The organism is Williamsia deligens (assembly GCF_024171765.1).
Lineage (GTDB): Bacteria > Actinomycetota > Actinomycetes > Mycobacteriales > Mycobacteriaceae > Williamsia_A > Williamsia_A deligens.
On sequence record NZ_JAMTCI010000001.1, the window covers coordinates 2,266,718 to 2,290,952 of the forward strand.

The following is a 24,235-nucleotide window of genomic DNA, read 5'->3' on the forward strand; positions in this document are numbered from 1 at the left end:
AGAGGACACCGGATGGCGAAGACGCCTCTGCCGATGCGGCCGACCGGCTGGTTCCAGGTCGCCTGGTCGGCCGAGATCGCGATCGGCGCCGTGCACCGGATGCACTACTTCGACACCGAGATGGTCGCCTGGCGGTCCGCATCGGGGCAGGTCACCGTGATGGACGCCTACTGCGAGCACCTCGGCGCGCACCTGGGCCACGGCGGCACGGTGGACGGCGAGATCATCCGATGCCCGTTCCACGGCTGGGAATGGGACTCCGACGGCCGCAACGTCTGCGTCCCCTACGAGAAGCGGCCGAACAAGGGCCGGCGGATCCGGACATATCCCGTCGACGAGCACAGCGAATCCGTCTTCATCTGGTTCGACGAGCGCCGGCGGGAGCCGTACTTCCGGGTGACACCGGCGCTCAGCGGGTTCGACGACGACAAGAGTGAGGCCGACTACTACCCCGCCTACGGCCACAGCACGCTGTTCGAGCCCGGGGTGGAGATCCACCCGCAGTACGTGATGGAGAACGGCGTCGACTTCGCCCACTTCAAGTACGTGCACGACACCCCGCTGGTCCCGGAGTTCACCCGCCACGACTTCGACGCCCCGGTGTCCTACGTCGACTTCACCGTCGCCTTCGACGACGTCCCCGCCGAGGAGATCAACAGCGGTGTGCAGGCGATCAACAACGGGATCGGCGTGGCGTGCACGAAGAGCTGGGGGATGATCGACAACCGGACGCTGACCGCGGTGACACCGGTCGACGCCACCACCTCCGACGTCCGCTTCACCACCTGGATCGGCCGCAAGCCCGGCGACGACGGACCCCAGCCCACCAGCAGGTCACTCAGGCACGCCGCGGGCGTCATCGAACAGTTCAGCAACGACGTCCACATCTGGAAGCACCAGCGCTACTCCGACCCGCCGGCCCTGTCGCCGAAGGAGTTCGCGGGCTTCACCGCCATCCGCAGGTGGGCCACGCAGTTCTACCCCGACGACTTCGACCCGGCCGCCGCACGTGCGCACGCCGGCCGCTGACCTGACCCGCTCCGGACGAAAGGCTCACCATGACAACCGCTTCGACGCCGATCCGCGTCTTCCAGGTCGCGACCGGCAACGTCGGGACCGAGATGATCAAGCGGATCGGTACCCACCGTGACCTCGAGTTGATCGGCGTGCACTGCTACTCGCCGGACAAGATCGGCCGGGACGCGGGCGTCCTCGCGGGTCTCGACCCCATCGGGGTCGTCGCGACCGGTTCCGTCGACGAGATCATCGCCGCGAGGCCCGATGTCGTGACCTTCCACGGTGTCTTCCCCGACGAGGACCTGTACGTCCCGATCCTCGAGGCCGGCATCGACATCGTGACCACCGCCGACTTCATCACCGGCCACCACCGCGACGCACACCACGCCCACGCGTCGGGCACGCCCATCACCGAGGTCCTCGAAGCCGCCTGCCAGAAGGGCGGATCCACCTTCTACGGCACCGGCATGAACCCCGGCCTCGCGCAGATCCTCGGCATCGTCCACACCGCCGACGTCGCCGAGATCGAGAACATCACCGTCACCGAGTCGGTGGACGTGTCGTGTCACCACTCGGTCGAGACGTGGAAAGAGGTCGGGTACGGCAGGCCCGTCGACGACCCGAGCATCCCCGACTCGCTGCACAAGTACACGGCGGTGTTCGAGGACAGCGTGCGTCTCATGGCCGACGCGTTCGACCTCGAGCTCGACGAGGTGGCGTTCTCCTACGAACTGGGCGCGTGCACCAAGGACGTCGACCTGGGCTGGTACGTCATGCCGAAGGGTTCGCTGGGTGCCAACTACATCAAGTACCAGGGGATGGTCGACGGGGTGCCGCGCGTCGAGACCCACCTCGAATGGCAGATGACCCCGCACACCGATCCGTCCTGGGACATCAAGGGCTGCTACATCACCCACATCAAGGGCGACCCGAACATCTACAGCAAGCACATGATCTTCCCCAAGCCCGGAGTCCGACTGGACGATCCGAGCGACTTCGCCTCGATCGGCATGACGGTCACGGGGCTGCCCGCCCTCAACGCGATCCGGTCCGTCCACGAGGCCCGCCCGGGGATCATCACCAGCGCAGACCTGCCGCTGCGTGCCTTCGCGGGACGCTTCGTGCGGTAGTCGACGGGCCCGGTCAGGCGAGGAACGACCTGAGCTCGACCCCCGCATCGCGCAGGGCCGAGGCGACCGCGCGGGCGTGGTCGACGGCGCCCGGTGTGTCGCCGTGCAGGCAGACGGAGTCGATGTCGACGGTGACGACCGTCCCGTCGACGGCACTCACCCGACCGGTGGTGACCATCTCGACGACGCGCTCGGCGATCTCGGCGGTGTCGCCGAGGACGGCCCCGCGCTCGGACCGGGGGACGAGCGACCCGTCGGCGCGATACCCGCGGTCGGCGAATCCCTCGGCGATCACACGGACACCGGCGTCACGGGCCGTCGCGGCGGCGACGGAGCCGGGCAGGGTCACCAGCGGCAGTGTCCTGTCAAGGGCGGCCACCGCGTCGACGACAGCCTGTGCCTGGCCCTCATGCGTCACGATCGTGTTGTACAGCGCTCCATGGGGTTTCACGTACTCGACGCGGCCCCCCACTGATCGGGCGATGCCGTCGAGCGCGCCGATCTGGTAGACGACGTCGGCGACGAGATCGTCGTGGCCGACGTCGACGAAGCGACGGCCGAACCCGACGCGGTCGGGATAGGACACCTGCGCACCGATCCGCACCCCCGCGGCGACGGCCGCGGCGCACACACGGCGCAGCCCGGCCGGGTCCCCGGCGTGGAAGCCGCACGCGATGTTCGCGGAGGTGACCACCGACAGCATCGCGGGGTCGTCGCCGAGCGTCCAGACCCCGAATCCCTCGCCGAGATCGGCGTTCAGATCGACCTGATCAGCTGCCATGGTCACAGGCTAGTGTCGACCCATGGGACAAGCTGATACCACCGTGACCACGGCGGACGGTGTCGTCGACGGTGTCGCGTACGACGGCCTGCACTCGTGGCGGGGGATCCCCTACGCCGCGCCGCCGATGGGCGACCGGCGCTTCCGTGCGCCGCAACCGCCGGTCGGGTGGCGCGGCGTGCGCCACTGCGTCAGCTTCCGCAACGCCGCACCGCAGGCCCGCCGGTACACGACCACCGGGATCAACAAACACCAGCCGGTCAGCGAGGACTGCCTGACGTTGAACGTCATCGCGCCGGCGCGGCGGTCCGGACCGCTGCCGGTGATGGTGTTCATCCACGGGGGTGCCTACATCCTCGGGTCCTCACAGACCTACCGCGGCGACTCGCTGGTCCGTGCGACGGGCGTCGTCTACGTCTCGATCAACTACCGGCTCGGTGCGCTCGGCTACCTCGACCTGACCGGGTTCTCCTCCGAGGCACGGACGTTCGACGGCAACCTCGGCCTGCGCGATCAGGTGGCGGCGTTGCAGTGGGTGCAGCGCAACATCGCCGGGTTCGGCGGCGACCCCGACAACGTGACCGTCTTCGGTGAGAGCGCCGGCGGCAACGCGGTCACCACCCTGCTCGCCACCCCGTCGGCGGAGGGCCTGTTCCACCGCGCGATCGCCCAGAGCTCGGCGCCCGCGCTGACGCTTCCCCAGAAATGGGCGACGAAGTTCGCGGAGACCTTCGTCGACATCCTCGGGGAAACCCACCCGGATCCCGTCGCCGCGCTGCACACGGCGACCCCCGCGCAGCTCGGTCACGCCGGCGACCGTCTCGCACGGGAGGCGGGGAAGCTGGTGCCGGGCGCGCAACCGTTCGGTCCGACCATCGACGGCGAGATCCTGCCGCAGGACCCCATCGAGGCCGCGGGCGACGGGCGCACCCATCCGGTGCCCCTGATCATCGGGACCAACCGGGTCGAGGCCAACCTGTTCGCCAAGGTCTTCCCTGTGCTCCCGACCAGCCCGGGCGCCGTCCGACGGTCGCTGGAGGGTGCGACACCCGAGGTCCGTGAGGCGATCCTCACCGCCTACCCCGGGTTCCCCGAGCCCGCCGTCTGCCGGAAGATCATGGGCGACATGATCTTCTGGGCGCCGTCGGTGGCGATCGCCGACGGTCACAGCGCGACGGCCCCGACGTACGTCTACCGCTACGACTACTCCACCCGCATCCTCGACTGGATCGGCTTCGGGCCGACCCACGCGATGGAGCTCATGGCGGTGTTCGGGCTGCTCACCTCCCGTGTCGGCTCGGTGCTGACCGCCGCGGGCGACAAGCGCGCCGCGCGCCGCGTGACCGAGGCGGTCCAGAACGACTGGGGCTCGTTCGCCGCGACCGGGGCCCCGCGGTCGGCGTGGCCCCGCTACGACACCGAGACCCGCGCGGTCCGCATCATCGACGACCCCCTGCGCACCGAGTTCGACCCGAAGGGCGAACGGCGGGCCGCGTGGTCGGGATACCGCTCGTACGCGGAGGTCCCGCTGGGCGGCGGGATCGCCGGCGAGGAACGCGAGCATCAGAAGGTCGACGACGTCGGGTGAGGTGACGGCTGGGTTTCGCTCGAGGTCCGGCGACGGTGGGTGCGACGCGGGTCAGAGCGGGAAGGTGACGCCGGTGATCCGTTCGCTCACATCCCACAGTGCGGCAGCGAATTCGGGATCCGCGGCGCGCGACGAACGCGTGATGACCTGTGAGCCGCCCCGCATGTGGAACAGGTGCTCCGGTCCGGTGAACGTGTCGCCCGGGAGGTCGCCCAGCGTGGCGTGGAGAACCGGCAGAGCTCCCTGCGCAGGGCCCTGTGCGACGAACCGAAGAGCCAGGCGTGCCAGCGGATTCGTGGTCTCGTCGTAGATGTTCGTGGCGACGAACCCCGGGTGGGCGGCGAGTGCCGTCACCGCCGACCCGGCGGCGTCGAGGCGGCGCTGCAGTTCGGCGGTGAACAGCAGGTTGGCCTGCTTGGAGTCCGCGTACGCCCGGAACCCCTTGTACGGTCTCCGCTCCCAGTCGATGTCGTCGAGGTCGAGGCGGGCCTGACGCTCGGCCATCGAGGACACGGTGACGATGCGCCGCGTGATCACCGGGAGCAGCAGGTTGGTCAGGGCGAACGGTCCGAGATGGTTGGTCGCGAACTGCAGTTCCCGCCCGGTCGCCGTGCGACGGAGGTCGGTGGTGCTGATGCCGGCGTTGTTGACGAGCCAGTCGACCGGTCGGGAACCCCACCGACGAACGAACTCGCGGAGGGACTCCGGAGCCGTGAGGTCGAGGGGGAGGACCTCCGTCGACCCGCTCAGGTGGGATGCGGCGTCCTCTCCGCGGCTGACGTCGCGGACGGCCAGCACGGTGTGGGCTCCGCGCGAGGCCAGTGCCTCTGCGGTGCGCAGACCGATGCCGGAGTTGGCGCCCGTGACGATGACGGTGGTGCCGTCCAGGTCGCGAGGAGGACGGGGTGACGACGGGGGAGGGGCCATGCGTCCAAAGTAGGCGGTGTCTACAAAGTAGTCAATGACTACATCGGGGTATCGTCATCGGATGGGCACCGACATGGGCAGACCGTTCCACCACGGGAACCTGCGGTCGGAGTTGTTGGAGCGGGCGCACGAGGTCCTGCGATCCGGCGGCGTCGACGCGTTGTCGCTGCGGGAGTTGGCGCGCGACGCCGGCGTCAGCCACGGAGCTCCCCGACGGCACTTCCGTGATCGTCAGGCGCTCGTGAACGCGCTCGCCGAGCGGGGTTTCGAGCAACTGACGGCGAGGATGAGCGACGCGGTTGCCGCGCACCCCGATCACGTTGCGCGGTTCCGCGCTCTCGCAACGGTGTTCGTCGACTTCGCCTCGACCGATCCGGCCCTGCTCGACCTCATGTTCACCAGGACGGCGGATCCGCCGCCGTCGATGACGGAGGTGGTGCAGCGCTTCTACGAGATCTCCGGGCAGGTCGTCCGGGACGGCCACCGAGCCGGCATCCGGCCACTCGAGGATCCGGAGCGTACGCAGATGCTGCTCATCGCGACCCTGCAGGGCATCGCCACGCTGGTCGGCACGGGCCGGATCTCCGCCGAGGCCGCCGCCGTCCTGATCGACGACACGACAACGCTGTTCACCGGTGGGTGACGTCTGCGTCGTCCACCGGACGACCGCCACCGGGTCGTGACGCTGTCAGAGGTCCCACCGGGCAGGGGGATCGCCGGCGAGGAACGCGAGCATCAACGGGTTGAAGACGTCGGGGGACTCCAGTGGCAACAGGTGCGTCCCCGGCAGCACCGCCGGGCGGGCGTCACCCAGTGCCGCGACCACGTCGAGGGTGTGGGCGACGGTCACCTCGTCGCGGTCGCCCTGGACGACCAGCGTCGGCGTGGTGACCGAACCCAGCGTCGCCAGGTCGATCTCCGGTTCGCTCGCGATCATCGCCATGGTCTTGCGGTGGATCTCGGCGAAATGGGCGGGGCCGTCAGGACTGACCGCGTCGTACTCGGCGGACAGGAACCGCATGGTCTCCGACCCCTCCAGCAAGTTGTCGGTGATGCTGTCGGCGACCTTTCCGTCGCTGTTGTAGTACTGCCCGACGAGCACCATGCGGTCGACGAGATCGGGTCGGCGCTGGGCGACGAGCAGTGCGACGACAGCGCCGTCGCTCCACCCGACGAGCCGCGACGCCGTCCCCAGGACCGCGTCGAGGTAGGCGATCGTGTCGTCGGCCATCCGCGAGTAGCCGAACGGCCGGCCGTCGTCGGGGGAGTGGGCGTGGCCGGCCCGCTCCGGCGCGAGGACACGCCAGCCGGACTTCAGGAGCTCGGGGATCTGGGCGCCGAACGACGAGGCGCCCGCGAACGCCCCGTGCAGCAGCACCACCGGGCGGCCGTCGCCGCTGTCGAAGTGCCAGATGGGGTGACCGGCGACGTCGACGTAGACACCGCCGTCGACGCAGTCGCCGGGCCGCAGGCCGGTCGCGTCGCCCGCGGACGGTCCCGGGACGGGTGCGGCGGGCTGCGTATGGTCGACGGCAGGCCGAGTGGGCATGGCGAACATGCTGGCAGACGCGAGGGGGGAGGAGCCGAGATCGACATCCGATCGACACGTTCGGGCTCGCGGCGTCTGATGGTGACCACGGGTGTGGTCGCGGCCGTGGCCGTGCTGGCCGGGTGTGGTGCGGACACCTCCGACACCCCGGCCGCCCTGTCGTCTGCACCGTCCGCTCCGGCGTCGACCCCTGCGGTGATCACGTCGTCGGTTCCGCCTGCGGTGCCTCCGTTCATCGATCGCGTGATGTGGGTGCAGACCTCGTCGGGGCCGAGCCTGCAGGTGTATCCGACCCCGTCGGGGCGCCGCGCGAACGGCGACACCGACGCCGCCGAGGCCTGGCGGGAGGTCCTCGCCGACGACCCGGGGGCGAACACCCCCGGCATGCAGGCCCAATTCGACTGCCACTGGACCTTTGCCCGCCTCGTCGCCCCCGACAAGCCCAGCTGGAACCTCGAACCGTGGCGGCCCGTCGTCGACCAGCAGCAGATGGTCGCGGCCCGCTGCAACCCCGGCGGTCCGGAGATCTGAGGCCCGGTCGCGTCCGGGCCGGTCGGTTCCCATTCGCTACTGTCTGCATATGAATGCAGATAAGCGGGTCTGCCGACGAACGCTCGCCGACGACCAGGTCGCCCTCGTCGTCGAGGTGTTCCGGATGCTCTCCGACGCCACCCGTGTGCAGGTGCTGTGGGCACTCGTGGACCGCGAGTGCTCGGTCAACGAGCTCGCCGAGAAGGTCGGCAAACCGGCGGCGTCGGTGAGCCAACACCTGGCGAAACTGCGGATGGCACGCCTGGTGCGCACGCGCAAGGAGGGGACCACGGTCTTCTACCGTCTCGAGAACGACCATGTGCAGCAGATGGTCGTCGACGCCGTCTTCAACGCCGAGCACGCGGGACCGGGCACGCCGGGCCACCACCGGACCGACGCCCACGCCGGCGAGGCCGCCATCTCCGTCGTCCGCGATGCGTCGACGGGGTCCGCATGACCGCCCCCGGTCGTCACCAGCACGGGGCGCACGGCGATCACGATCATCACCACGATCACGACCACCCGGCCACCGGATGGCGGCGATGGGTCCCGCACGCGCTGACACCGCACAGCCATGACGCCGCCGATCGCATCGACGACGCGATCGAGGGCAGCGCCCGCGGTATCCGGGCGGTCGGCGTCAGTTTCGCGGTCCTGCTGGCGACCGCCGTGGTGCAGCTCGTCATCACGCTGCTGTCGGGATCGGTCGCGCTGATGGCCGACACGATCCACAACTTCTCGGACGCCTTCACCGCCGTCCCGCTGGCGCTCGCGTTCCTCGTCGGCCGGCGACGACCCACGCGCCGGTACACCTACGGCTTCGGTCGGGCGGAGGATCTGGCCGGGCTGTTCGTGATCCTGATGATCGCGGCCAGCGCCGTCGTCGCCGGCTACGAGTCGGTCCGGCGGCTCGTCGACCCCGTCGCACCGACTCACCTTGCGTGGGTGGCCGGCGCCGGGGCTGTCGGGTTCGTCGGCAACGAGCTGGTGGCGCAGTACCGGATCCGGGTGGGTCGCTCGATCGGCTCGGCGGCACTGGTCGCCGACGGACAGCACGCCCGCACGGACGGGTTCACGTCACTGGCCGTGCTGATCGGCGCGGGCGGGACCGCGCTGGGTGCCCCCGTCGTCGACCCGATCGTGGGGATCGTGATCACCGTGGCGATCGTCGGGGTGTTGTGGACCGCCGGACGGGATGTCCTGCGGCGCCTCATGGACGCCGTCGACCCGGCCGTCGTCGGCGAGGCCGAGCGCGTGGTGGGCGACGTCCCCGGGGTGCTGGGTGTGACGGGTGTGCGCATGCGGTGGATCGGTCACCGGATGCACGCGGAGATCGAGGTCGACGTCGACGAGACCGCGCCCCTCCGCGAGGCACACGCCACCGCGCATCGAGCGGAACGCGAACTCGTCGACCATGTCCCGGGTGTCGCGTCAGCGCTCGTGCATGCCTATCCCGGGCATCGGTGACGCGGTTCGCCGTCGCGATGCGCTCCATCTACCGGGCGGACGCTCCACTTGCAGGGCCGACGCTCCACCTGCAGGCCCGACGCTCCACATGTCGAAGGACGCTCCGCCTGCAGGCGGAGCGTCCTCGAACATGTGGAGCGGGAACCCTGGAACCGGAGCGGGAACCCTGGAACCGGAGCGGGAACCCTGGAACCGGAGCGGGAACCCTGGAACCGGAGCGGGAACCCTGGAACCGGAGCGGGAACCCTGGAACCGGAGCGGGAACCCTGGAACCGGAGCGGGAACCCTGGAACCGGAGCGTCAACGGGCGGTGGCGACGGTCTCCTCGACGCGTCGGCGGGCAGTGACGGCGGTGCGCGACAGGCGGCGTCGACCGATGACCCGGCAGACGACGTAGATCGCGAACGAGATCGACGTGACGAGCACGGACGCGGGCAGGTTCGGGGCCAGTGACAGCACGAGTCCACCCAGGGCGGCGACCTCGGCGAACACGACCGACAGCAGCACCACCATCGCCGGGCGCGAGGTGACGCGCGACGCCGCGGCCGCCGGGGTGATCAGCAACGACATCACCAGCAGAGCACCGATGATCTGCACCGCCTGCGCCACCGCCGCCCCGAGGATCACCGCGAAGACCACCGACAGCAGACGGGTGCGGACGCCGAGGGCCTCGGCGACGTCGGGATCGGTGCTGGCGAACTGCAGTGGGCGGTAGATCACCGCGAGCACGGCGAGCACGACGACCGTGGTGATCAGGACGTCGCGCAGACCGTCGGGTCCGACGGCGACCACCTGTCCGGCCAGCAACGCGAAACCCGTGCCGACGCGACCGTGGAGGAAGACGAACAACAACCCCAGACCGAGTCCGAAGGCGAGGACGACGCCGATGACCGAGTCCCGTTCGCGCGCACGGTTTCCCAGGAGTCCGAACACGAGTGCGGCGACGACGGCACCCGCGAGTGCGCCGGTGTTCACCCCGACGCCCACCAGCAGCGCGGCGGCGGCACCGGTGAACGTGAGCTCGGAGGTCCCGTGCACGGCGAAGGACATCTGCCGGCTGACCACGGTGGGTCCGAGCAGTCCGCCCAACAGGCCGATCAACGCCAACGCACCGACGCCGTAGAGGACGAAGTCGCGCTGCAGGAGAAGCCAGGTGACGTCGACGTCGAAGAACGAGGACCAGCTCGCGGTGTTCACGGTTCCACCTCGACGGTGTCGTCGAGATGCTCGCCGTGGCAGGCGGAGTCGTCGGCGCCGACCACGACGATCCGGTCCCGCAGCCGGATCACGTCGACCCTGCTGCGGTACAGCTCCGACAGCGTCCGCGACGTCATCACCTCGTCGACGGTCCCGATGCGGAAGCGGCCGTCGACGAGGTGCACCACACGGTCGACGAAGGGGAGGATCGGGGTGATCTCGTGGGTCACGAACACGACCGCCGTCGCCGAGGCGCGCCGGCGCCGATCGATGAGCTGCGCGACGCGGGCCTGGTTGGCGGGGTCGAGCGAGAGCAACGGCTCGTCGCAGAGCAGGACCGTCGGATCGGCGGCGAGGGCCTGCGCCACGCGCAGTCGCTGCTGCTCACCACCGGACAGCATCCCCAGCGAACCGTCGGCGAACGAGCGTGCGTCCACCTGGTCGATCGCGGCGTCGACGGCGGCCTCCCGGGCCGCGCGGCGACGCAGACCGAGGCCCCACCGGTGGCCGTCGACGCCGAGTCCGACGAGATCCCGCCCCCGCAGGGGGACGCCCTCGGGGATGGGCCGTTGCTGCGGGATGTACCCCACCCGACCGTCGACGCGGACGGTGCCCGCGTCGAGGCGGTACTGGCCGAGCAACACCCGCAACAGCGAGGTCTTGCCGGACCCGTTGGGCCCCAACACCGCGACGAACTCGCCGGGCGCGACGTCGAGGTCGAACCCGCTCCACAACGTGCGCGCGCCGAATGCCATCCGGGCGCCACGGATCGAGACCACCGCACGCGTGTCCACGGGGGTCAGTGTGCTGGTCAGCGGGAGACCGCGGAGCTGATCGCGCTGATCTGGCGCGTCTGCCACGTGACGTAGTCGTCGACACCCTGCGGGAGGGTCTCGGTCAGCTCGACGACGGGCAGGCCCGCCTTCTTGCTGCGCTCGAGCAGTCGCTCGGTGGTGGGGTCGACGGCCTGGGTGTTGTAGAGCAGGGCCGCGACCTCGCGCTTGCTGATCAGGTCCTCGGTGGTGGCGATCGCCGCGGCCGGAGGATCGTTGCCCGCCTCGACCGCGTCGGTGAAGGCCGACGGTGTCGCGTCCTGGAGTCCGGCCTCGGAGAGCAGGTAGGCGGCGAGCGGCTCGGTCTGGGCGACCTTCTCGCCCTGGTGGGCGGCCTTGATCCGGCCCAGCTCGGCCTCGAGCGTCTCGACCTTCTGTCCGAACGCGGCGGCGTTGTCGCGGTAGGCCTCGCGGTTGGGCGGGTCCTTGCGCGCCATGGCGTCGGCGAGGTCGGATGCGACGTCGCGCACGACGCGCAGGTTGTAGAAGAAGTGCTCGTTGACCTCGCCGTCGCCGGTCGCGGCGTCCGGGTTGTCCTTCTTGTAGACGTCGAAGGCGCTGATGACCGGCGAGTCCGGGTTCTTCTGCGCCTTCTCCATGTACGCGTCGTAGTCGGCGCCGTTGAGCACGATGACGTCGGCGCCGCTGATGGTCGCGGTGTCGCGGGCGGTGGGCTCGAACTCGTGCGGATCCCCGTCGGGCGAGGTGTAGATCGACCGCACCCCGGCCTTGTCGCCGGCGACGGCGGACGCGACGGCGCCCCACACGTCGGTGGAGGCGATGACGCTCAGCTTGCCGGGCACCGCGGGGCCCGTGTTGGCGCCGCATGCCGTCGCCGTGACGACGACCGCGGTCGCCATCGCGACCGCCGCGCCGACAGCCCTCGCGCGGCCCGTCGTGTCCCGCACCCTGATCATCCGGATCTCCTTCACCCTCGTCGGTCGGAAATGGTAACCGTTGTCAAGAAGCGACGTCGGTCGGGGCCGTCCGGGGATCCCGACACGCCCCTCGTCGCGTCGGGAGCCCCGGCGTCGTCACACCTCGATCACCGCCGGTGTGGGGTAGAGCGGTCGCGAAACCGGGTGAACGGTGAAGTGCGACAGGGATGACGGCTCGCGACGCGTGAACGCCATGACGCAGGACGTCATGGCCGCAACGTACCGACGGATTGTTGAAGGGATCTTAAATCCGTCACAGGGTGACGGAGAGGACGACGAACTCTGGGCCGGGTCCGACGCGGCCGCCGTCTCGCATGTGGGACGTCACAGGGCCGGGGGGTGACCCCGGCCCTGTGAACCTCGAAGTGGAGACGGTCGTCACCGCACCGATCGATGCGGCATCAGCGCGTCCGGCGGGATCTGGCCGAAGCGGCCCGCGTTGAAGTCCTCGATCGCGTCGACGACCTCCTGCTTGGTGGTCATCACGAACGGACCGTAGGCGAACACCGGCTCGCGGATCGGACGGCCGCCCAGCAGCAGGACCTCCATCGCCGGACGGTTCGAGTCCTGCGACGCCGCGGCAGAGACGGTGATCCGGTCGCCCGGGCCGAGCACCGCGAGCTGGCCGCCGGCGATCGGGTGTCCCAGCGGACCGACGGTGCCCTCGCCCGACAGGACGTACACGAGCGCGTTGTGGTCACGCTGCCACGGCACGTTCAGCTGGGCGCCGGGCTCGATCGTCGCGTGCGCCAGCGTGATCGGCGTCCGCGTGGCACCCGGCCCCTGGTGATCGCCGATCGCGCCGGCGATGATGCGCACCAGCGAGCCGCCGTCGGTGGAGGAGACGAGACGCGTCTGCCCGCCCTCGATGGACTGGTACGCGGGAGTCGAGAACTTCTCGGACTTCGGCAGGTTCACCCACAGCTGGATCCCGTGGAACACGCCCCCGCTCTCGACGAGTTCGGCGGGCGGGGTCTCGATGTGGAGGATGCCCGCGCCCGCGGTCATCCACTGGGTGGCGCCGTCGGCGATGAGGCCGCCGCCGCCGTGGGAGTCCTGGTGCGCGAACTTGCCGTCGATGATGTAGGTGACGGTCTCGAACCCGCGGTGGGGGTGCCAGCTGGTGCCCTTGGGCTCGCCGGGCTCGTAGTCGACCTCACCCATCTGGTCCATGTGGATGAACGGGTCGAGGTCTGCCTTGCTCACCCCGGCGAACGCGCGGACCACCGGGAAACCCTCGCCCTCGTACCCGCGGGGGCCGGTGGTGACGGAACGGACGGGGCGTTCGGTGTCGGTGGGTGCGGGCGCCGCCACGCGGTCCAGCGTCAACGTGTCTGCGGTCACTGCGGCCATGAGGTCCTCCTCGCGGTGCGCGCCTGCGTGGGCGCGTCTCGAGTCGATCGTCGCCGATCGCGTCCCGATGGGCGGGACGACCGGTATAGCCGGACCCCGGTCCGTTTCATTCCGTGTCCGGTCTCACGTGGTGGAGAGCAGACAGCGGCCGTCGGGTGCCTACTGTGGAGGTCATGTCCAGGGTGCAGCCCGCGACCGCAGGGGGTCCGGTGACGTTCGAGGTCCGCTCTGTTGCCGGCCCCGACGGCGTCGCGATCGCCTACCGCGTCTCCGCCCCCGTGGGCGCCACGTCCGGCTCCGCGCCGACGCTGTTCCTCGTCCACGGCTGGGCGCAGAACTCCGGCAGCTGGAATGCCGGGCTCCTGGACGACCTCGCGCAGCGTCACCGCATCGTCGCCGTCGACCTGCGCGGCCACGGTGCCTCCGGCTTGCCCCCTGTGGACCCGGACGCCGCGGGTGCCGGGTATACCGCGGACCTGCTCGCCGGGGATGTCGAGGCCGTGCTCGCGGCGGAGTCGTCGTCGGCCACCAGCGCGTTCGACGCGCCTGCCGTCGGTGACGCCGGTGTGGTCGCGGTCGGGTGGAGCTACGGCGGACTCGTCATCTGCGACGTGCTGTCGCGACGGGCCACCGCGGGCGTCACCGGGCCCGCGATCGTCGGAGTCGGGCTCGTCGGCGCGATCACCTCGCTCGGTCGCGGGGAGCGGGGTGGGCGTGTGGGCGATGCGATGCGCGCAGCTCTGCCCGACGCCTACGCCGACGACCCCCGCACCGCGATCCGCGCGCTCTCGTCGTTCGGGGCCGCCCTGGTCCCCGCCGACCGCAGCGATCTCGGCGCACAGTCGCAGTACTTCTTCGGTGCGTCCCTGATGACCGCGCCGTCCGCCCGGGCGGGGTTGTTCGCCCGCGCCGTCTCCCACGACGACCTGCTGCGGTCGCTCCGGATGCCGGTGTTGGTGCTGCACGGCACCGACGACACCGTCGTCGACGTGAGTGCGGCGCACCACGCCGCGTCGATGCTGTCCGACGGCGATGTCCACCTCGATCTGTGGGACGGCGCCGGGCACGCGCCGTTCGTCGAGGACCCGACCCGCTTCGCGGCCGCGCTCGACGGGCTCGTGTCGCGGTCGGCGGCCGCCTCTGTGAGCGAGGCCGTGCGATGACGCTGCGTCGCGTCGCCGTCCTGTCGGTGCACACCTCGCCTCTGGCCCAGCCCGGCACCGGCGACGCCGGGGGCATGAACGTCTACGTCTGGCAGACCGCGCGGGAACTCGCGCGACGCGGCGTCGAAGTGGAGATCTTCACCCGGGCGACGTCGTCCGCGGACGAGCCGGTGGTGCACGCGGCCGACGGGATCACCGTCCGCCACGTGATCGCGGGCCCGTTCGAGGGCCTGGACAAGCGGGACCTGCCGACGCAGCTGTGCGCGTTCGCGGCCGGGGTGCTGCGGGCCGAGGCCGTGCACCCGCCCGGCCACTACGACCTCGTGCACTCCCACTACTGGCTGTCGGGTCAGGTCGGATGGCTGGCGCGCGACCGCTGGCGGGTGCCGCTGGTGCACACCGCGCACACCCTGGCCGCCGTGAAGAACGCCTCCCTGGCCGCCGGCGACGAGCCCGAGCCGATGCTGCGTCAGGTCGGGGAACAACAGGTCGTCGACGAGGCGGACCGGTTGGTGGCCAACACCGTCGCCGAGGCGCGCCAACTGATCTCGATCCACCACGCCGATCCGGCTCGCGTGGACGTCGCGACGCCCGGCGTCGACCTGGACGTCTACCGGCCGGGCTCCCGGGCACAGGCCCGTCGCGACCTGCGGGCACTGGGCGTCGACATCGCCGACGACGAGACCGTCGTCACCTTCGTCGGACGGATCCAGCCGCTCAAGGCCCCCGACGTGCTGCTCCGGGCCATCGCACCGCTGATCGCCGCACCGGGCTCGCGGATGCGTCTGCTCGTCGTCGGCGGGCCCTCGGGCAGCGGCCTGGCCCGGCCCACCGCCCTCATCGACCTCGCCCGCGAACTCGGTGTCGCCGACTCCGTGACCTTCCTGCCCCCGCAGCCGCCGCAGCGACTCGCGCAGATCTACCGGGCGACGGACCTCGTGGGGGTGCCGAGCCATTCCGAGAGCTTCGGCCTGGTCGCCATCGAGGCGCAGGCCAGCGGTGTCCCGGTCGTCGCCGCCGACGTGGGCGGACTCGGTGTGGCCGTCGACGACGGCGTCACCGGCACGCTGGTCGCCGGGCACGACATCGATCGCTGGACCGCCGCGCTGGCGGGCACACTCGCCTCGCCCGCGGAGCTCGCGCGGATGGGGCAGGCGGCGGCACTCCACGCCCGCCGGTTCTCCTGGGCGTCCACGGCCGACCAACTCCTCGACAGCTACCACCGCGCCGTCGCCGACTACTCCGCGCTCGGGCGTCCGGCCGATCCTGCCGACGCCGTCCGGGCGACCCGGCCACCGGCCACCGGTCGTGCCCGACGGTGGGCACGCCGTCGCGCCGGCATCCGCGCCTGACCCGTTCCCGACACGAAGGAGTCCCCCATGACGCAGTCGGTCGATCCGCACCTCAGTGGACGGCGCCGTCCGCCCCGCATCGTCGAACAGTCCGACGCCATCCAGAAGGCGTTGCACGAGCGCGGGATCGAGTTCTCGCTGAAGAACTCCGGCGGCGCGGACACCGAGCACATCGTCATCGAGCTGCCCGGTGAGCGGAAGCTCAAGACGACGGTGCTGCTGACCGTCGGCAAGCCGGGTGTGCGGATCGAGGCCTTCGTCTGCCGTCGGCCCGACGAGAACCACGAGGGCGTCTACCGCTTCCTGCTCAAGCGCAACCGTCGCCTGTACGGCGTCGCGTACACCATCGACAACATCGGCGACATCTACCTCGTGGGGCGGATGTCGGCGGAGTCGGTGAGCCCCGGCGAGCTCGACCGCGTCCTGGGCCAGGTGCTCGAGGCCGCCGACGGCGACTTCAACACGCTGCTGGAGATCGGCTTCTTCACCTCGATCCGCCGCGAGTGGGCGTGGCGGGTGTCGCGTGGTGAGTCGTTGCGCAACCTGCTCGCGTTCGAGCACCTCATCGACAAGGAGAACCTCCCCACGATCCGTCCCGAGGAGGGGGCGCCGGAGAAGTCGGTGACGGCACTCGCGCAGGACGGACCGGCTCCGACCGGCCGTGCTGCGGACTCGGGCGAAACGGACAGCTGAGAGTCGCCGGAGAACTCCCCGTCGCGCCACCGGGCGTTGTTAGGGTTCGTGCCATGACCTTCGCGAGTCCGCATCCCGACGTGACGATCCCCGAGACCAGCGTCTACGACTATCTTTTCGGTGGTGTCGACGACGCCGACCTCGACCGGCCGGCCCTGATCGACACCAAGCCGCAGACGGCGACCACCACCTACCGCGAGCTCATCGGTCGCGTCGACGCGTTCGCCGGGGCCCTGGCCGCGCGCGGGATCGCCGTCGGTGACGTCGTCGGTCTGCTGTCGCCGAACTCGTCGGCGTTCGCGATCGCCTTCCACGGGATCCTGCGTGCCGGTGCCACCGCGACGACGATCAACGCGCTGTTCACCCCGAACGACATCGCCAAGCAGCTGACCGACGCCAAGGCCACCATGCTGGTGACCGTGAGCGTGCTGGCCGACGGCGCGAAGGCCGCGGCGGAGCAGTTGGGCCTGGCCGCCGATCACCTGATCATCCTCGACGGCGAGGGTGAGGCGGCGAGCGGACATCCCAACGCCGCGGACCTGTTGGGCGCCAACGCCTCCGCCCCCGACGTGACGTTCGATCCGTCGACCCACATCGCGGTGCTGCCCTACAGCTCGGGCACCACGGCGAACCCCAAGGGCGTCATGCTGACCCACCGCAACCTGGTGGCCAACGTCTGTCAGATCCGCCCGCTGCAGGGGATGCAGGCCGACGACGCGATCCTCGCCGTGCTGCCGTTCTTCCACATCTACGGCATGACCGTGCTGCTCAACGCGGCGCTGCACGCGCGGGCGAGCCTGGTGATCATGCCGCGGTTCGACCTTCCGGAGTTCCTCGACAACATCGCGACCCACAAGTGCACGTACGGCTTCATCGCGCCGCCCGTCGCCGTCGCGCTGGCCAAGCACCCGCTCGTCGACAAGTACGACCTGTCGTCGCTGCACACGGTCATGTCGGGGGCGGCGCCGCTCGACGCCGAACTCGGCCACGCCGTGGAGAAGCGCATCGGGTGCCGGATGGTGCAGGGCTACGGCATGAGCGAGCTCAGCCCCGTCAGCCACGTCATCCCGTTCGACGGCGGCAAGGCCATCGCCGGCCACGACGCCGAACTCAGCTCGTCGGGCTGGACCGTCCCGAACGCGGTGAGCAAGCTCGTCGACCCCGCGACCGGCGACGAGATCGAGCTCCCCACCGAGGGACTCAGCGATACCGGCGAGCTGTGGTTCAAGGGTCCGAACGTGATGGCCGGCTACCTCAACAACGACGCCGCCACCGCCGAGACGATCGATGCCGACGGGTTCCTGCACACCGGTGACCTCGCCCAGGTCGACCCGACGGGCTGCGTGTTCATCGTCGACCGGCTCAAGGAGCTCATCAAGTACAAGGGCTACCAGGTGCCGCCGGCCGAGCTCGAGGCCCTGCTGCTGAGCAACCCCGACATCGCCGACGCCGCCGTCATCGGCGTCACCGACACCGAGTCGGGCGAGGAGGTGCCCAAGGCGTTCGTGGTGAAGCAGGGCGACGCCGCGATCACCGCCGAGGAGGTCATGGCCTTCGTCGCCGAGAAGGTGGCGCCGTACAAGAAGGTGCGCCAGGTCGAGTTCATCGACGCGATCCCGAAGTCCACGGCGGGCAAGATCCTCCGCAAGGACCTGCGCAGCAGGTAGTCCCGACAGGGTCCCGACACACGACACCGCCGCCCGGAGATCTCCGTGCGGCGGTGTCGTCGTTCGGGTGCCTCTAGCAGCCGGCCGGCGCCGCGTGACGTCCGGGCGCGGGGGTGCCGTCGGCGAGGAGTTCGCCGTCGACGATCTCCTCGGCGATCGACTCGTCGGGGCGGTCCTTGTTCTCCGGCAGGTCGACGGGTTGGCGGCCCGGCAGGTTCGCCTTCGCGTCGCCCGGGATGAGCAGGATCAGCAGCGCGGCGACCAGCGTGGCGACGGCGCCGATGACGAACACCATCTGGAACGCCGAGCGGTCGGGCACGGTCGCCGGGCCGATGTCGACGGTGGAGCTCGCGAGGATCGTCGCCAGCAGCGCCGAGGCGATCGCCGTACCGATGGAGCGCATCAGCGAGTTCAGGCCGTTCGCGGACGCCGTCTCGCTGAGCGGGACCGCGGACATGATCAGTGACGGCATCGCCGAGTACGCGATCCCGACGCCCGAGCTGGTGACGATGACGGCCAACGCGACCTCCCACGGGGCGGCGGCGAACACGATCGCCAGCGCGTACCCGAGGCCGATCACGATGGTCCCGATGAACAGCGTGAACTTCGGCCCGATGGTGACGTTGAGACGCGCGGAGACCGGCGACAAAAACATCATCATCAGTCCACCGGGTGCCATCCACAGGCCGGCCTCGATGATGCTGCGGCCCATGCCGTAGTCGAGGACGCCGGGGATGTGGGGGAGCTGCAGCAGCTGCGGCGCCGCCAGGCTGATGCCCATCAGGGCGAAGCCGATGACGATCGACACCGCGTTCGTCAGCGCGACGCGAGGGATGATCGACGTGCGGATGTTGACCATCGGCGAGCTGGTGCGCAGCTCGTAGACGACCCACACGGCGAGGACGACGAGGCCGGCGACGACGAGGCCGAGCGTCAGCCCGCTGGTCCAGCCCCACGAGCGGCCCTTGCTCAGCGCGAGCAGCAGGCAGATCAGGCCGACGGTCAGCCCGACCGCGCCGATCCCGTCGAACGTGCCGCCCGAGCGCGCCGGCGATTCCCGGACCATCGTCAGCACCAGCAGGAACACGACGGTGCCCAACGCGGCCGACGTCCAGAACAGGACGTGCCAGCTGAAGTTCTGCGAGATCCACGCCGCGACGGGCAGGCCGATCGCACCGCCGACGCCGAGCGTCGCGCTCATGGTCGCGATCGCGCCGGCGATCCGGTTCGGGGGCAGCTCGTCGCGCAGGAGGCTGATGCCGACGGGGATGACGCCCATCGCCATGCCCTGCAGCCCGCGGCCGACGATGACCGGGATGAGGGAGTCGAACGTCGCACTGACGATCGAGCCGATCACCATCAGCGCGATGCTGGCGAGGATCACCGACCGCTTGCCGAACATGTCGGCGATGCGGCCCGCGATCGGCATGACGACGGCCGCGGCCAGCAGCGTCGCGGTGATGACCCAGGACGCGTTGTCGGCCGAGGTGTGCAGGTAGGTCGGCAGCAGTCCGACGATCGGGACCACCAGCGTCTGCATGTAGGAGGCGAGGAGTCCGCCGAAGCACAGCACCGCGATGAGAACAGTCGGTGACGGCGATCGGGAGGGCTGGAGCCGGAAGGTACTCATTACTTGCATGATGCACGTAATGGCGCAATGCAAGCAATTCGGACGAGGGTGACGTATGAAACACTGTCGCGCATGGCAACCGGCACGCTGATCCTGATGCGCCACGGCGAGAGCGAGTGGAACGAGTCCAACCAGTTCACCGGCTGGGTGGACGTCGCGTTGACCGAGAAGGGCAAGGCGGAGGCGAAGCGGGCCGGCGAACTGCTCGTCGAGCACGACCTCCTGCCCGACGTCCTCTACACGTCGCTGCTGCGTCGGGCGATCGCCACCGCACAGATCGCGCTCGACGTCGCCGACCGCCACTGGATCCCCGTCGTCCGCGACTGGCGGATCAACGAGCGGCACTACGGCGCGCTGCAGGGCCTCGACAAGGCGGCCACGAAGGAGAAATACGGCGACGAGCAGTTCATGCTGTGGCGCCGCAGCTACGACACGCCGCCGCCGGCCATCGAGCCCAATGCCGAGTACAGCCAGGTCGGCGACCCGCGCTATGCCGATCTCGACGAGGTCCCGCTGACCGAGTGCCTCAAGGACGTCGTCGCGCGGATGATCCCGTACTTCACCGACGTGATCGCCGCCGATCTCCGCGCGGGCAAGACCGTGCTGATCGCCGCGCACGGGAACTCGCTGCGGGCGCTCGTGAAGCACCTCGAGCAGATCTCCGACGACGACATCGCCGGGCTGAACATCCCCACCGGCAACCCGTTGCGCTACGACCTCGACGAGAACCTGACCCCCCGGGGCAAGGGCGAGTACCTCGATCCGGAGGCCGCTGCCGCCGGTGCCGCGGCCGTCGCGGCGCAGGGCTCGACGTAGGGGCTCATCTCCCTGTCGCAGGTGCGTCCGCGGCGCTATCCTCGTGTATGGCCGACGTCACAGCTATTGCACGCGTTGTTCATTCGCTGTCACAAGAGCGATATGAAGCATTCGTCGATGACGAGTTGGTCGGATACCTCGACTACCAACCCCGCGACGACCAGGTGGTCATCACCCACACGGTCGTCTTCGACCGGCACGCGCACCACGGCATCGGCGGCAACCTCGTCCGCCACGTCCTCGACGACATCGCGCAGAGCGGGCGCAAGGTGGTCCCGGTCTGCTCGTTCGTCCAGCGGTACATCGCCGAGCACCCCGCGTACGCGCCGATGGTCGCGCGGCGCTGACCGGCCGCAAGGGTGCGTCGGACGAAATCCGGGTGAACAGCGTCCCAACTGGGCACACCCGGCTTGTTACGCGTGACGTACCTCGTCCATCCTGTCGTGGTGTCACGTCGTCCCACCCGCTGCACCGCTGACGTCGGGTGGACCGCGTGACCGTCGTGCTCGTGGTCGTCGTGGTCCTCGCCGTCGTGCTCGTCGCGGTCGCCGCGATGGTCGGCTGGACGCTGGGGCGTCGTCGATCGGTCGCCGAGGGACACCGGGCCGCCCTGCTGCGCGCGGCCTCCAATCTCGGACCGGCCGCACCCCGTCCCGATCTCGCCGACGACGTCGCCGGGCCGGCGGCCGACGAGCCCGTCCCGGCGCCGGTCGGCACCCGGCCGGAGGTCCTGCTCGAGCGGGGGACCGAGACCGTCGACGGACGGATGTCGAAGGCGGCACTGCTCGCGATGATCGTGCAGAGCACCGACACCGGCGTCGCCGTCGTCGACGAACACCGTGACGTCGTGCTGTTCAACGGGCGGGCGTCGTCGCTCGGTCTGGTGTCGGGCGGACTCCTCGACGACGAGGTCTGGCGCGCGGCGTCGACCGTCCTGCAGTCCGGCGACGACTGTGACGTCGAGCTGGTCCCGACGACCCCGGTCAACGGGTTCGTCTCGACCGCCCGCGCGGTGGTGCCGCCCGTCGCCGTGCGGTGCCTCATCCGCCTGGTCACCGACGGCACCGAGCGCTACGCCGTCGTCTACGGCACCGACGACTCCGACAACATGCGGCTCGAGGCCACGCGCCGCGACTTCGTCGCCAACGTCTCCCATGAGCTCAAGACACCGGTCGGTGCGATCGGCCTGCTCACCGAGGCGCTGCTGGAGGCGCAGGACGATCCCGAGGCCGTCCGGCACTTCGGCGAGCGGGTCATGACCGAGTCGGTCCGGATGGGCAACATGGTCAACGAGCTCATCGCGCTGTCGCGGTTGCAGGGCGCGGAGAAGCTGCACGAGATCGACGACGTCTCCGTCGACGAGCTGATCGACGAGGCCGTGCACCGCGCGCAGGTCGGCGCGGAGGCCGCGGGCATCATCCTCGACACCGACCGTCCCAGCGGGTTGTTCGTCCGCGGGGACCGCACACTGCTGCTCACCGCGCTGAACAACCTCATCGCCAACGCGGTCGCCTACTCTCCCGCCAACACGAGGGTGTCGGTGAGTCGGCGCGTCATCACCGATCGCACACCCGTCGGGACGGTCCCGGGCATCACGCCGACGACGCCCGCGCGTCCGATGGTCGCGATCGCCGTGACCGACCGCGGCATCGGCATCGCCCCCCGCGATCAGCAGCGCGTGTTCGAGCGGTTCTTCCGCGTCGACAAGGCGCGCTCGCGGGCGACGGGCGGCACCGGGCTGGGTCTCGCCATCGTCAAACACGTCGCCGCCAACCACGACGGCACGATCACGCTGTGGAGCCGACCGGGCACCGGTTCGACCTTCACCCTGGCCATCCCGCAGGCGCAGGTGACGTCGTCCCCCGACGACGCATCGCCCGCGGCACGCACCACCGGCCGACCGGCCGGCTCACGCACCCACCCGCCCCGGATGAACCCCGACAACCGGGTTCTCGAGACGAAGGAATGAACCGGTGACGCACGTCCTGATCGTCGAAGACGAGGAGTCCCTCGCCGACCCCCTGGCGTTCCTGCTGCGCAAGGAGGGGTTCGACACCACCGTCGTCAACGACGGCACCCGCGCGCTCAGCGAGTTCGACCGGGTCGCCCCCGACATCGTCCTGCTCGACCTCATGCTGCCCGGCGCGTCGGGCACGGAGGTGTGCAAGGCGTTGCGGACGAAGTCCAGCGTGCCGGTCATCATGGTCACCGCCCGCGACAGCGAGATCGACAAGGTCGTCGGGCTCGAGCTCGGTGCCGACGACTACGTGACCAAGCCGTACTCCGCGCGCGAGTTGATCGCCCGGATCCGCGCGGTGCTCCGCCGCGGCGCCGACACCGCCGACGACGTCATCGACGACGGCGGGACGCTCGAGGCCGGACCGGTCTCCATGGACGTCGACCGCCACACCGTCTCGGTGCGCGGGTCGTCGGTGACGCTGCCGCTCAAGGAGTTCGACCTGCTGGAGTACCTGCTCCGCAACGCCGGTCGCGTCCTCACGCGAGGGCAGTTGATCGACCGCGTCTGGGGTGCCGACTATGTGGGTGACACCAAGACCCTCGACGTCCACGTCAAGCGGTTGCGGTCGAAGATCGAGGAGGACCCGGGCAACCCGAAGCACCTCGTCACCGTCCGGGGCCTGGGCTACAAGCTCGAGTTCTGACCACAGGCGACGCAGTTCCTCCCGCTCGGCGGGAAGAACTGCGTCGGATGGCGACTACTCGGGTGCGAGTTCTTCGTACTTGATGTCGGTCTCGCGGCGGCTCGTGGCGGCTGCGGTGGCGGGGTGCACGGCGACGATGCCCAGACCGGCGCGGCGACGGCAGATGCGCGCGAGTTCCTCGTAGGCGGATGCACCGATCAGCTCGGTCAGCTCCGGTCCGTAGGACTTCCACACCTGATCGGCACCGACATGCGCCTCGGGGGAGCCGCTGCAGTACCACTGCAGGTCGTGACCGCCCTCGCCCCAGCCGCGACGGTCGTACTCGGTGATCGTCGTCTTGAGGATCTGTGTGCCGTCCGGGCGCTCCACCCAGTCCTGCTCACGACGGACCGGCAACTGCCAGCAGACGTCGGGCTTCACGGTGAGCGGCTCGAGGCCCTTCTTCAGGGCCATCGCGTGCAGCGCGCACCCGACGCCCCCGGCGAAACCGGGACGGTTGAGGAAGATGCACGCGCCCTTGTGGACCCGGGTCTTCAGCGCAGGCTCGTCCTCGAGCTCGCCCTCCTCGAGATATCCGCGCTTGCCCAAGGGGTCGCGCCCGGACCCCTTCGAGTGGAACTGCCAGTCGTCGGCGGTGAGCATCGCCATGCCGGCGGCGAGGCGTTTCCGATCATCCTTGTCCGACAGGTATGCGCCGTGGCTGCAACAGCCGTCGTCGGGTCGTCCCTCGATGATCCCGTGGCAGGCGGGTGTGCCGAACACGCAGGTCCAGTGCGACAACAGCCACGTCAGATCAGCACTGATGAGGTGTTCGGGATCGGCCGGGTCGAAGAACTCGATCCACTCGCGCGCGAAGTCGAGGGATACCTCGGGAACCGGCGCGCTGTCACTTGCCTGCACGAGCGTCAACGGTAGTCGGCCGGGGCGGGGGTGCGTCGCC

24 protein-coding genes are annotated in these 24,235 nt (G+C 70.2%); 15 read left to right on the forward strand and 9 right to left on the reverse strand.

Annotated elements, in window-relative coordinates:
* The first annotated feature begins 12 nt into the window (after positions 1-12).
* Positions 13-1,029, forward strand: coding sequence for an aromatic ring-hydroxylating dioxygenase subunit alpha (locus LX14_RS10680; RefSeq protein ID WP_253647182.1), 1,017 nt, complete (start codon positions 13-15; stop codon positions 1,027-1,029).
* Positions 1,030-1,058: 29 nt separating this feature from the next.
* Positions 1,059-2,147 (forward strand): NAD(P)H-dependent amine dehydrogenase family protein, encoded by a 1,089-nt coding sequence (locus LX14_RS10685; RefSeq protein ID WP_253647183.1) that lies wholly within the window; start codon positions 1,059-1,061, stop codon positions 2,145-2,147.
* A 13-nt stretch (positions 2,148-2,160) separates the two neighbouring features.
* Here LX14_RS10685 and LX14_RS10690 read toward each other — a convergent pair whose 3' ends face one another.
* A complete protein-coding gene (locus LX14_RS10690) occupies positions 2,161-2,928 on the reverse strand; it encodes a LamB/YcsF family protein (protein WP_253647184.1) in 768 nt (255 codons plus the stop codon).
* Positions 2,929-2,950: 22 nt separating this feature from the next.
* On the opposite strand from LX14_RS10690, the gene LX14_RS10695 reads away from it, so the two are divergent.
* The gene (locus tag LX14_RS10695; protein ID WP_253647185.1) at positions 2,951-4,516 is read left to right on the forward strand and encodes a carboxylesterase/lipase family protein; all 1,566 of its coding nucleotides are present in this window, start codon (positions 2,951-2,953) and stop codon (positions 4,514-4,516) included.
* Positions 4,517-4,567: 51 nt separating this feature from the next.
* Here the strand turns inward: LX14_RS10695 and LX14_RS10700 are convergent, their stop codons facing one another.
* Positions 4,568-5,443, reverse strand: coding sequence for an SDR family NAD(P)-dependent oxidoreductase (locus LX14_RS10700; protein WP_253647186.1), 876 nt, complete (start codon positions 5,441-5,443; stop codon positions 4,568-4,570).
* Between the two features lie 61 nt (positions 5,444-5,504).
* Here LX14_RS10700 and LX14_RS10705 point away from each other — a divergent pair, with 61 nt between their 5' ends.
* Positions 5,505-6,086, forward strand: a complete 582-nt coding sequence (locus tag LX14_RS10705; protein WP_253647187.1) for a TetR/AcrR family transcriptional regulator — start codon at positions 5,505-5,507, stop codon at positions 6,084-6,086.
* Between the two features lie 45 nt (positions 6,087-6,131).
* Here the strand turns inward: LX14_RS10705 and LX14_RS10710 are convergent, their stop codons facing one another.
* Positions 6,132-6,992, reverse strand: coding sequence for an alpha/beta fold hydrolase (locus tag LX14_RS10710; protein WP_253647188.1), 861 nt, complete (start codon positions 6,990-6,992; stop codon positions 6,132-6,134).
* A 78-nt stretch (positions 6,993-7,070) separates the two neighbouring features.
* Here LX14_RS10710 and LX14_RS10715 point away from each other — a divergent pair, with 78 nt between their 5' ends.
* From LX14_RS10715 to LX14_RS10725, 3 genes are read left to right on the forward strand one after another with little or no spacing between them, the layout of a single operon-like run.
* A complete protein-coding gene (locus LX14_RS10715) occupies positions 7,071-7,523 on the forward strand; it encodes a DUF2599 domain-containing protein (RefSeq protein WP_253647189.1) in 453 nt (150 codons plus the stop codon).
* A gap of 49 nt (positions 7,524-7,572) precedes the next feature.
* Complete coding sequence (locus tag LX14_RS10720) at positions 7,573-7,980, forward strand: ArsR/SmtB family transcription factor (protein ID WP_253647190.1); 408 nt, start codon at positions 7,573-7,575, stop codon at positions 7,978-7,980.
* Positions 7,977-8,990, forward strand: coding sequence for a cation diffusion facilitator family transporter (locus tag LX14_RS10725; RefSeq protein ID WP_253647191.1), 1,014 nt, complete (start codon positions 7,977-7,979; stop codon positions 8,988-8,990). Before LX14_RS10720 ends, LX14_RS10725 begins: the two co-directional genes overlap by 4 nt.
* Positions 8,991-9,290: 300 nt before the next feature.
* Here the strand turns inward: LX14_RS10725 and LX14_RS10730 are convergent, their stop codons facing one another.
* The 4 genes from LX14_RS10730 to LX14_RS10745 all read right to left on the reverse strand — a co-directional run bounded on the left by LX14_RS10730 (position 9,291) and on the right by LX14_RS10745 (position 13,311).
* The gene (locus LX14_RS10730; RefSeq protein WP_253647192.1) at positions 9,291-10,187 is read right to left on the reverse strand and encodes a metal ABC transporter permease; all 897 of its coding nucleotides are present in this window, start codon (positions 10,185-10,187) and stop codon (positions 9,291-9,293) included.
* Complete coding sequence (locus LX14_RS10735; RefSeq protein WP_253647975.1) at positions 10,184-10,942, reverse strand: metal ABC transporter ATP-binding protein; 759 nt, start codon at positions 10,940-10,942, stop codon at positions 10,184-10,186. The genes LX14_RS10730 and LX14_RS10735 overlap by 4 nt, the downstream gene beginning before the upstream one ends.
* A 56-nt stretch (positions 10,943-10,998) precedes the next feature.
* On the reverse strand, positions 10,999-11,937 hold the full coding sequence (locus tag LX14_RS10740; RefSeq protein ID WP_253647193.1) for a metal ABC transporter solute-binding protein, Zn/Mn family: 939 nt from the start codon (positions 11,935-11,937) through the stop codon (positions 10,999-11,001).
* Positions 11,938-12,336: 399 nt separating this feature from the next.
* A complete protein-coding gene (locus tag LX14_RS10745; RefSeq protein WP_253647194.1) occupies positions 12,337-13,311 on the reverse strand; it encodes a pirin family protein in 975 nt (324 codons plus the stop codon).
* A gap of 173 nt (positions 13,312-13,484) precedes the next feature.
* Here LX14_RS10745 and LX14_RS10750 point away from each other — a divergent pair, with 173 nt between their 5' ends.
* The 4 genes from LX14_RS10750 to LX14_RS10765 are packed head-to-tail and all read left to right on the forward strand — an operon-like array spanning position 13,485 to position 18,186.
* Positions 13,485-14,474: an alpha/beta fold hydrolase gene (locus LX14_RS10750; protein ID WP_253647195.1), complete on the forward strand. Its 990-nt coding sequence runs from the start codon at positions 13,485-13,487 to the stop codon at positions 14,472-14,474.
* A complete protein-coding gene (mshA, locus tag LX14_RS10755; RefSeq protein ID WP_253647196.1) occupies positions 14,471-15,826 on the forward strand; it encodes a D-inositol-3-phosphate glycosyltransferase in 1,356 nt (451 codons plus the stop codon). The genes LX14_RS10750 and mshA overlap by 4 nt, the downstream gene beginning before the upstream one ends.
* Positions 15,827-15,853: 27 nt before the next feature.
* Complete coding sequence (locus LX14_RS10760) at positions 15,854-16,519, forward strand: type III secretion system chaperone family protein (RefSeq protein WP_253647197.1); 666 nt, start codon at positions 15,854-15,856, stop codon at positions 16,517-16,519.
* Between the two features lie 53 nt (positions 16,520-16,572).
* The gene (locus LX14_RS10765; protein WP_253647198.1) at positions 16,573-18,186 is read left to right on the forward strand and encodes a 4-coumarate--CoA ligase family protein; all 1,614 of its coding nucleotides are present in this window, start codon (positions 16,573-16,575) and stop codon (positions 18,184-18,186) included.
* A gap of 73 nt (positions 18,187-18,259) precedes the next feature.
* Here the strand turns inward: LX14_RS10765 and LX14_RS10770 are convergent, their stop codons facing one another.
* Complete coding sequence (locus LX14_RS10770) at positions 18,260-19,816, reverse strand: MFS transporter (RefSeq protein ID WP_253647199.1); 1,557 nt, start codon at positions 19,814-19,816, stop codon at positions 18,260-18,262.
* 72 nt (positions 19,817-19,888) lie between these two features.
* Here LX14_RS10770 and LX14_RS10775 point away from each other — a divergent pair, with 72 nt between their 5' ends.
* The 4 genes from LX14_RS10775 to LX14_RS10790 all read left to right on the forward strand — a co-directional run bounded on the left by LX14_RS10775 (position 19,889) and on the right by LX14_RS10790 (position 23,295).
* Positions 19,889-20,632 carry a phosphoglyceromutase gene (locus LX14_RS10775; protein ID WP_253647200.1) on the forward strand — a complete coding sequence of 248 codons (744 nt, stop codon included), beginning with the start codon at positions 19,889-19,891 and terminating at the stop codon, positions 20,630-20,632.
* A 47-nt stretch (positions 20,633-20,679) separates the two neighbouring features.
* Positions 20,680-20,979 (forward strand): GNAT family N-acetyltransferase, encoded by a 300-nt coding sequence (locus tag LX14_RS10780; RefSeq protein WP_253647201.1) that lies wholly within the window; start codon positions 20,680-20,682, stop codon positions 20,977-20,979.
* A gap of 146 nt (positions 20,980-21,125) precedes the next feature.
* Entirely contained in the window at positions 21,126-22,601 is a 1,476-nt protein-coding gene (locus tag LX14_RS10785; RefSeq protein WP_253647202.1) for a sensor histidine kinase, read from the forward strand.
* Between the two features lie 4 nt (positions 22,602-22,605).
* On the forward strand, positions 22,606-23,295 hold the full coding sequence (locus tag LX14_RS10790) for a winged helix-turn-helix domain-containing protein (RefSeq protein ID WP_253647203.1): 690 nt from the start codon (positions 22,606-22,608) through the stop codon (positions 23,293-23,295).
* Positions 23,296-23,349: 54 nt separating this feature from the next.
* On the opposite strand, the gene LX14_RS10795 is transcribed toward LX14_RS10790, so the two are convergent.
* Positions 23,350-24,195 (reverse strand): DUF3109 family protein, encoded by an 846-nt coding sequence (locus LX14_RS10795; RefSeq protein WP_253647204.1) that lies wholly within the window; start codon positions 24,193-24,195, stop codon positions 23,350-23,352.
* Positions 24,196-24,235 lie beyond the last annotated feature (40 nt).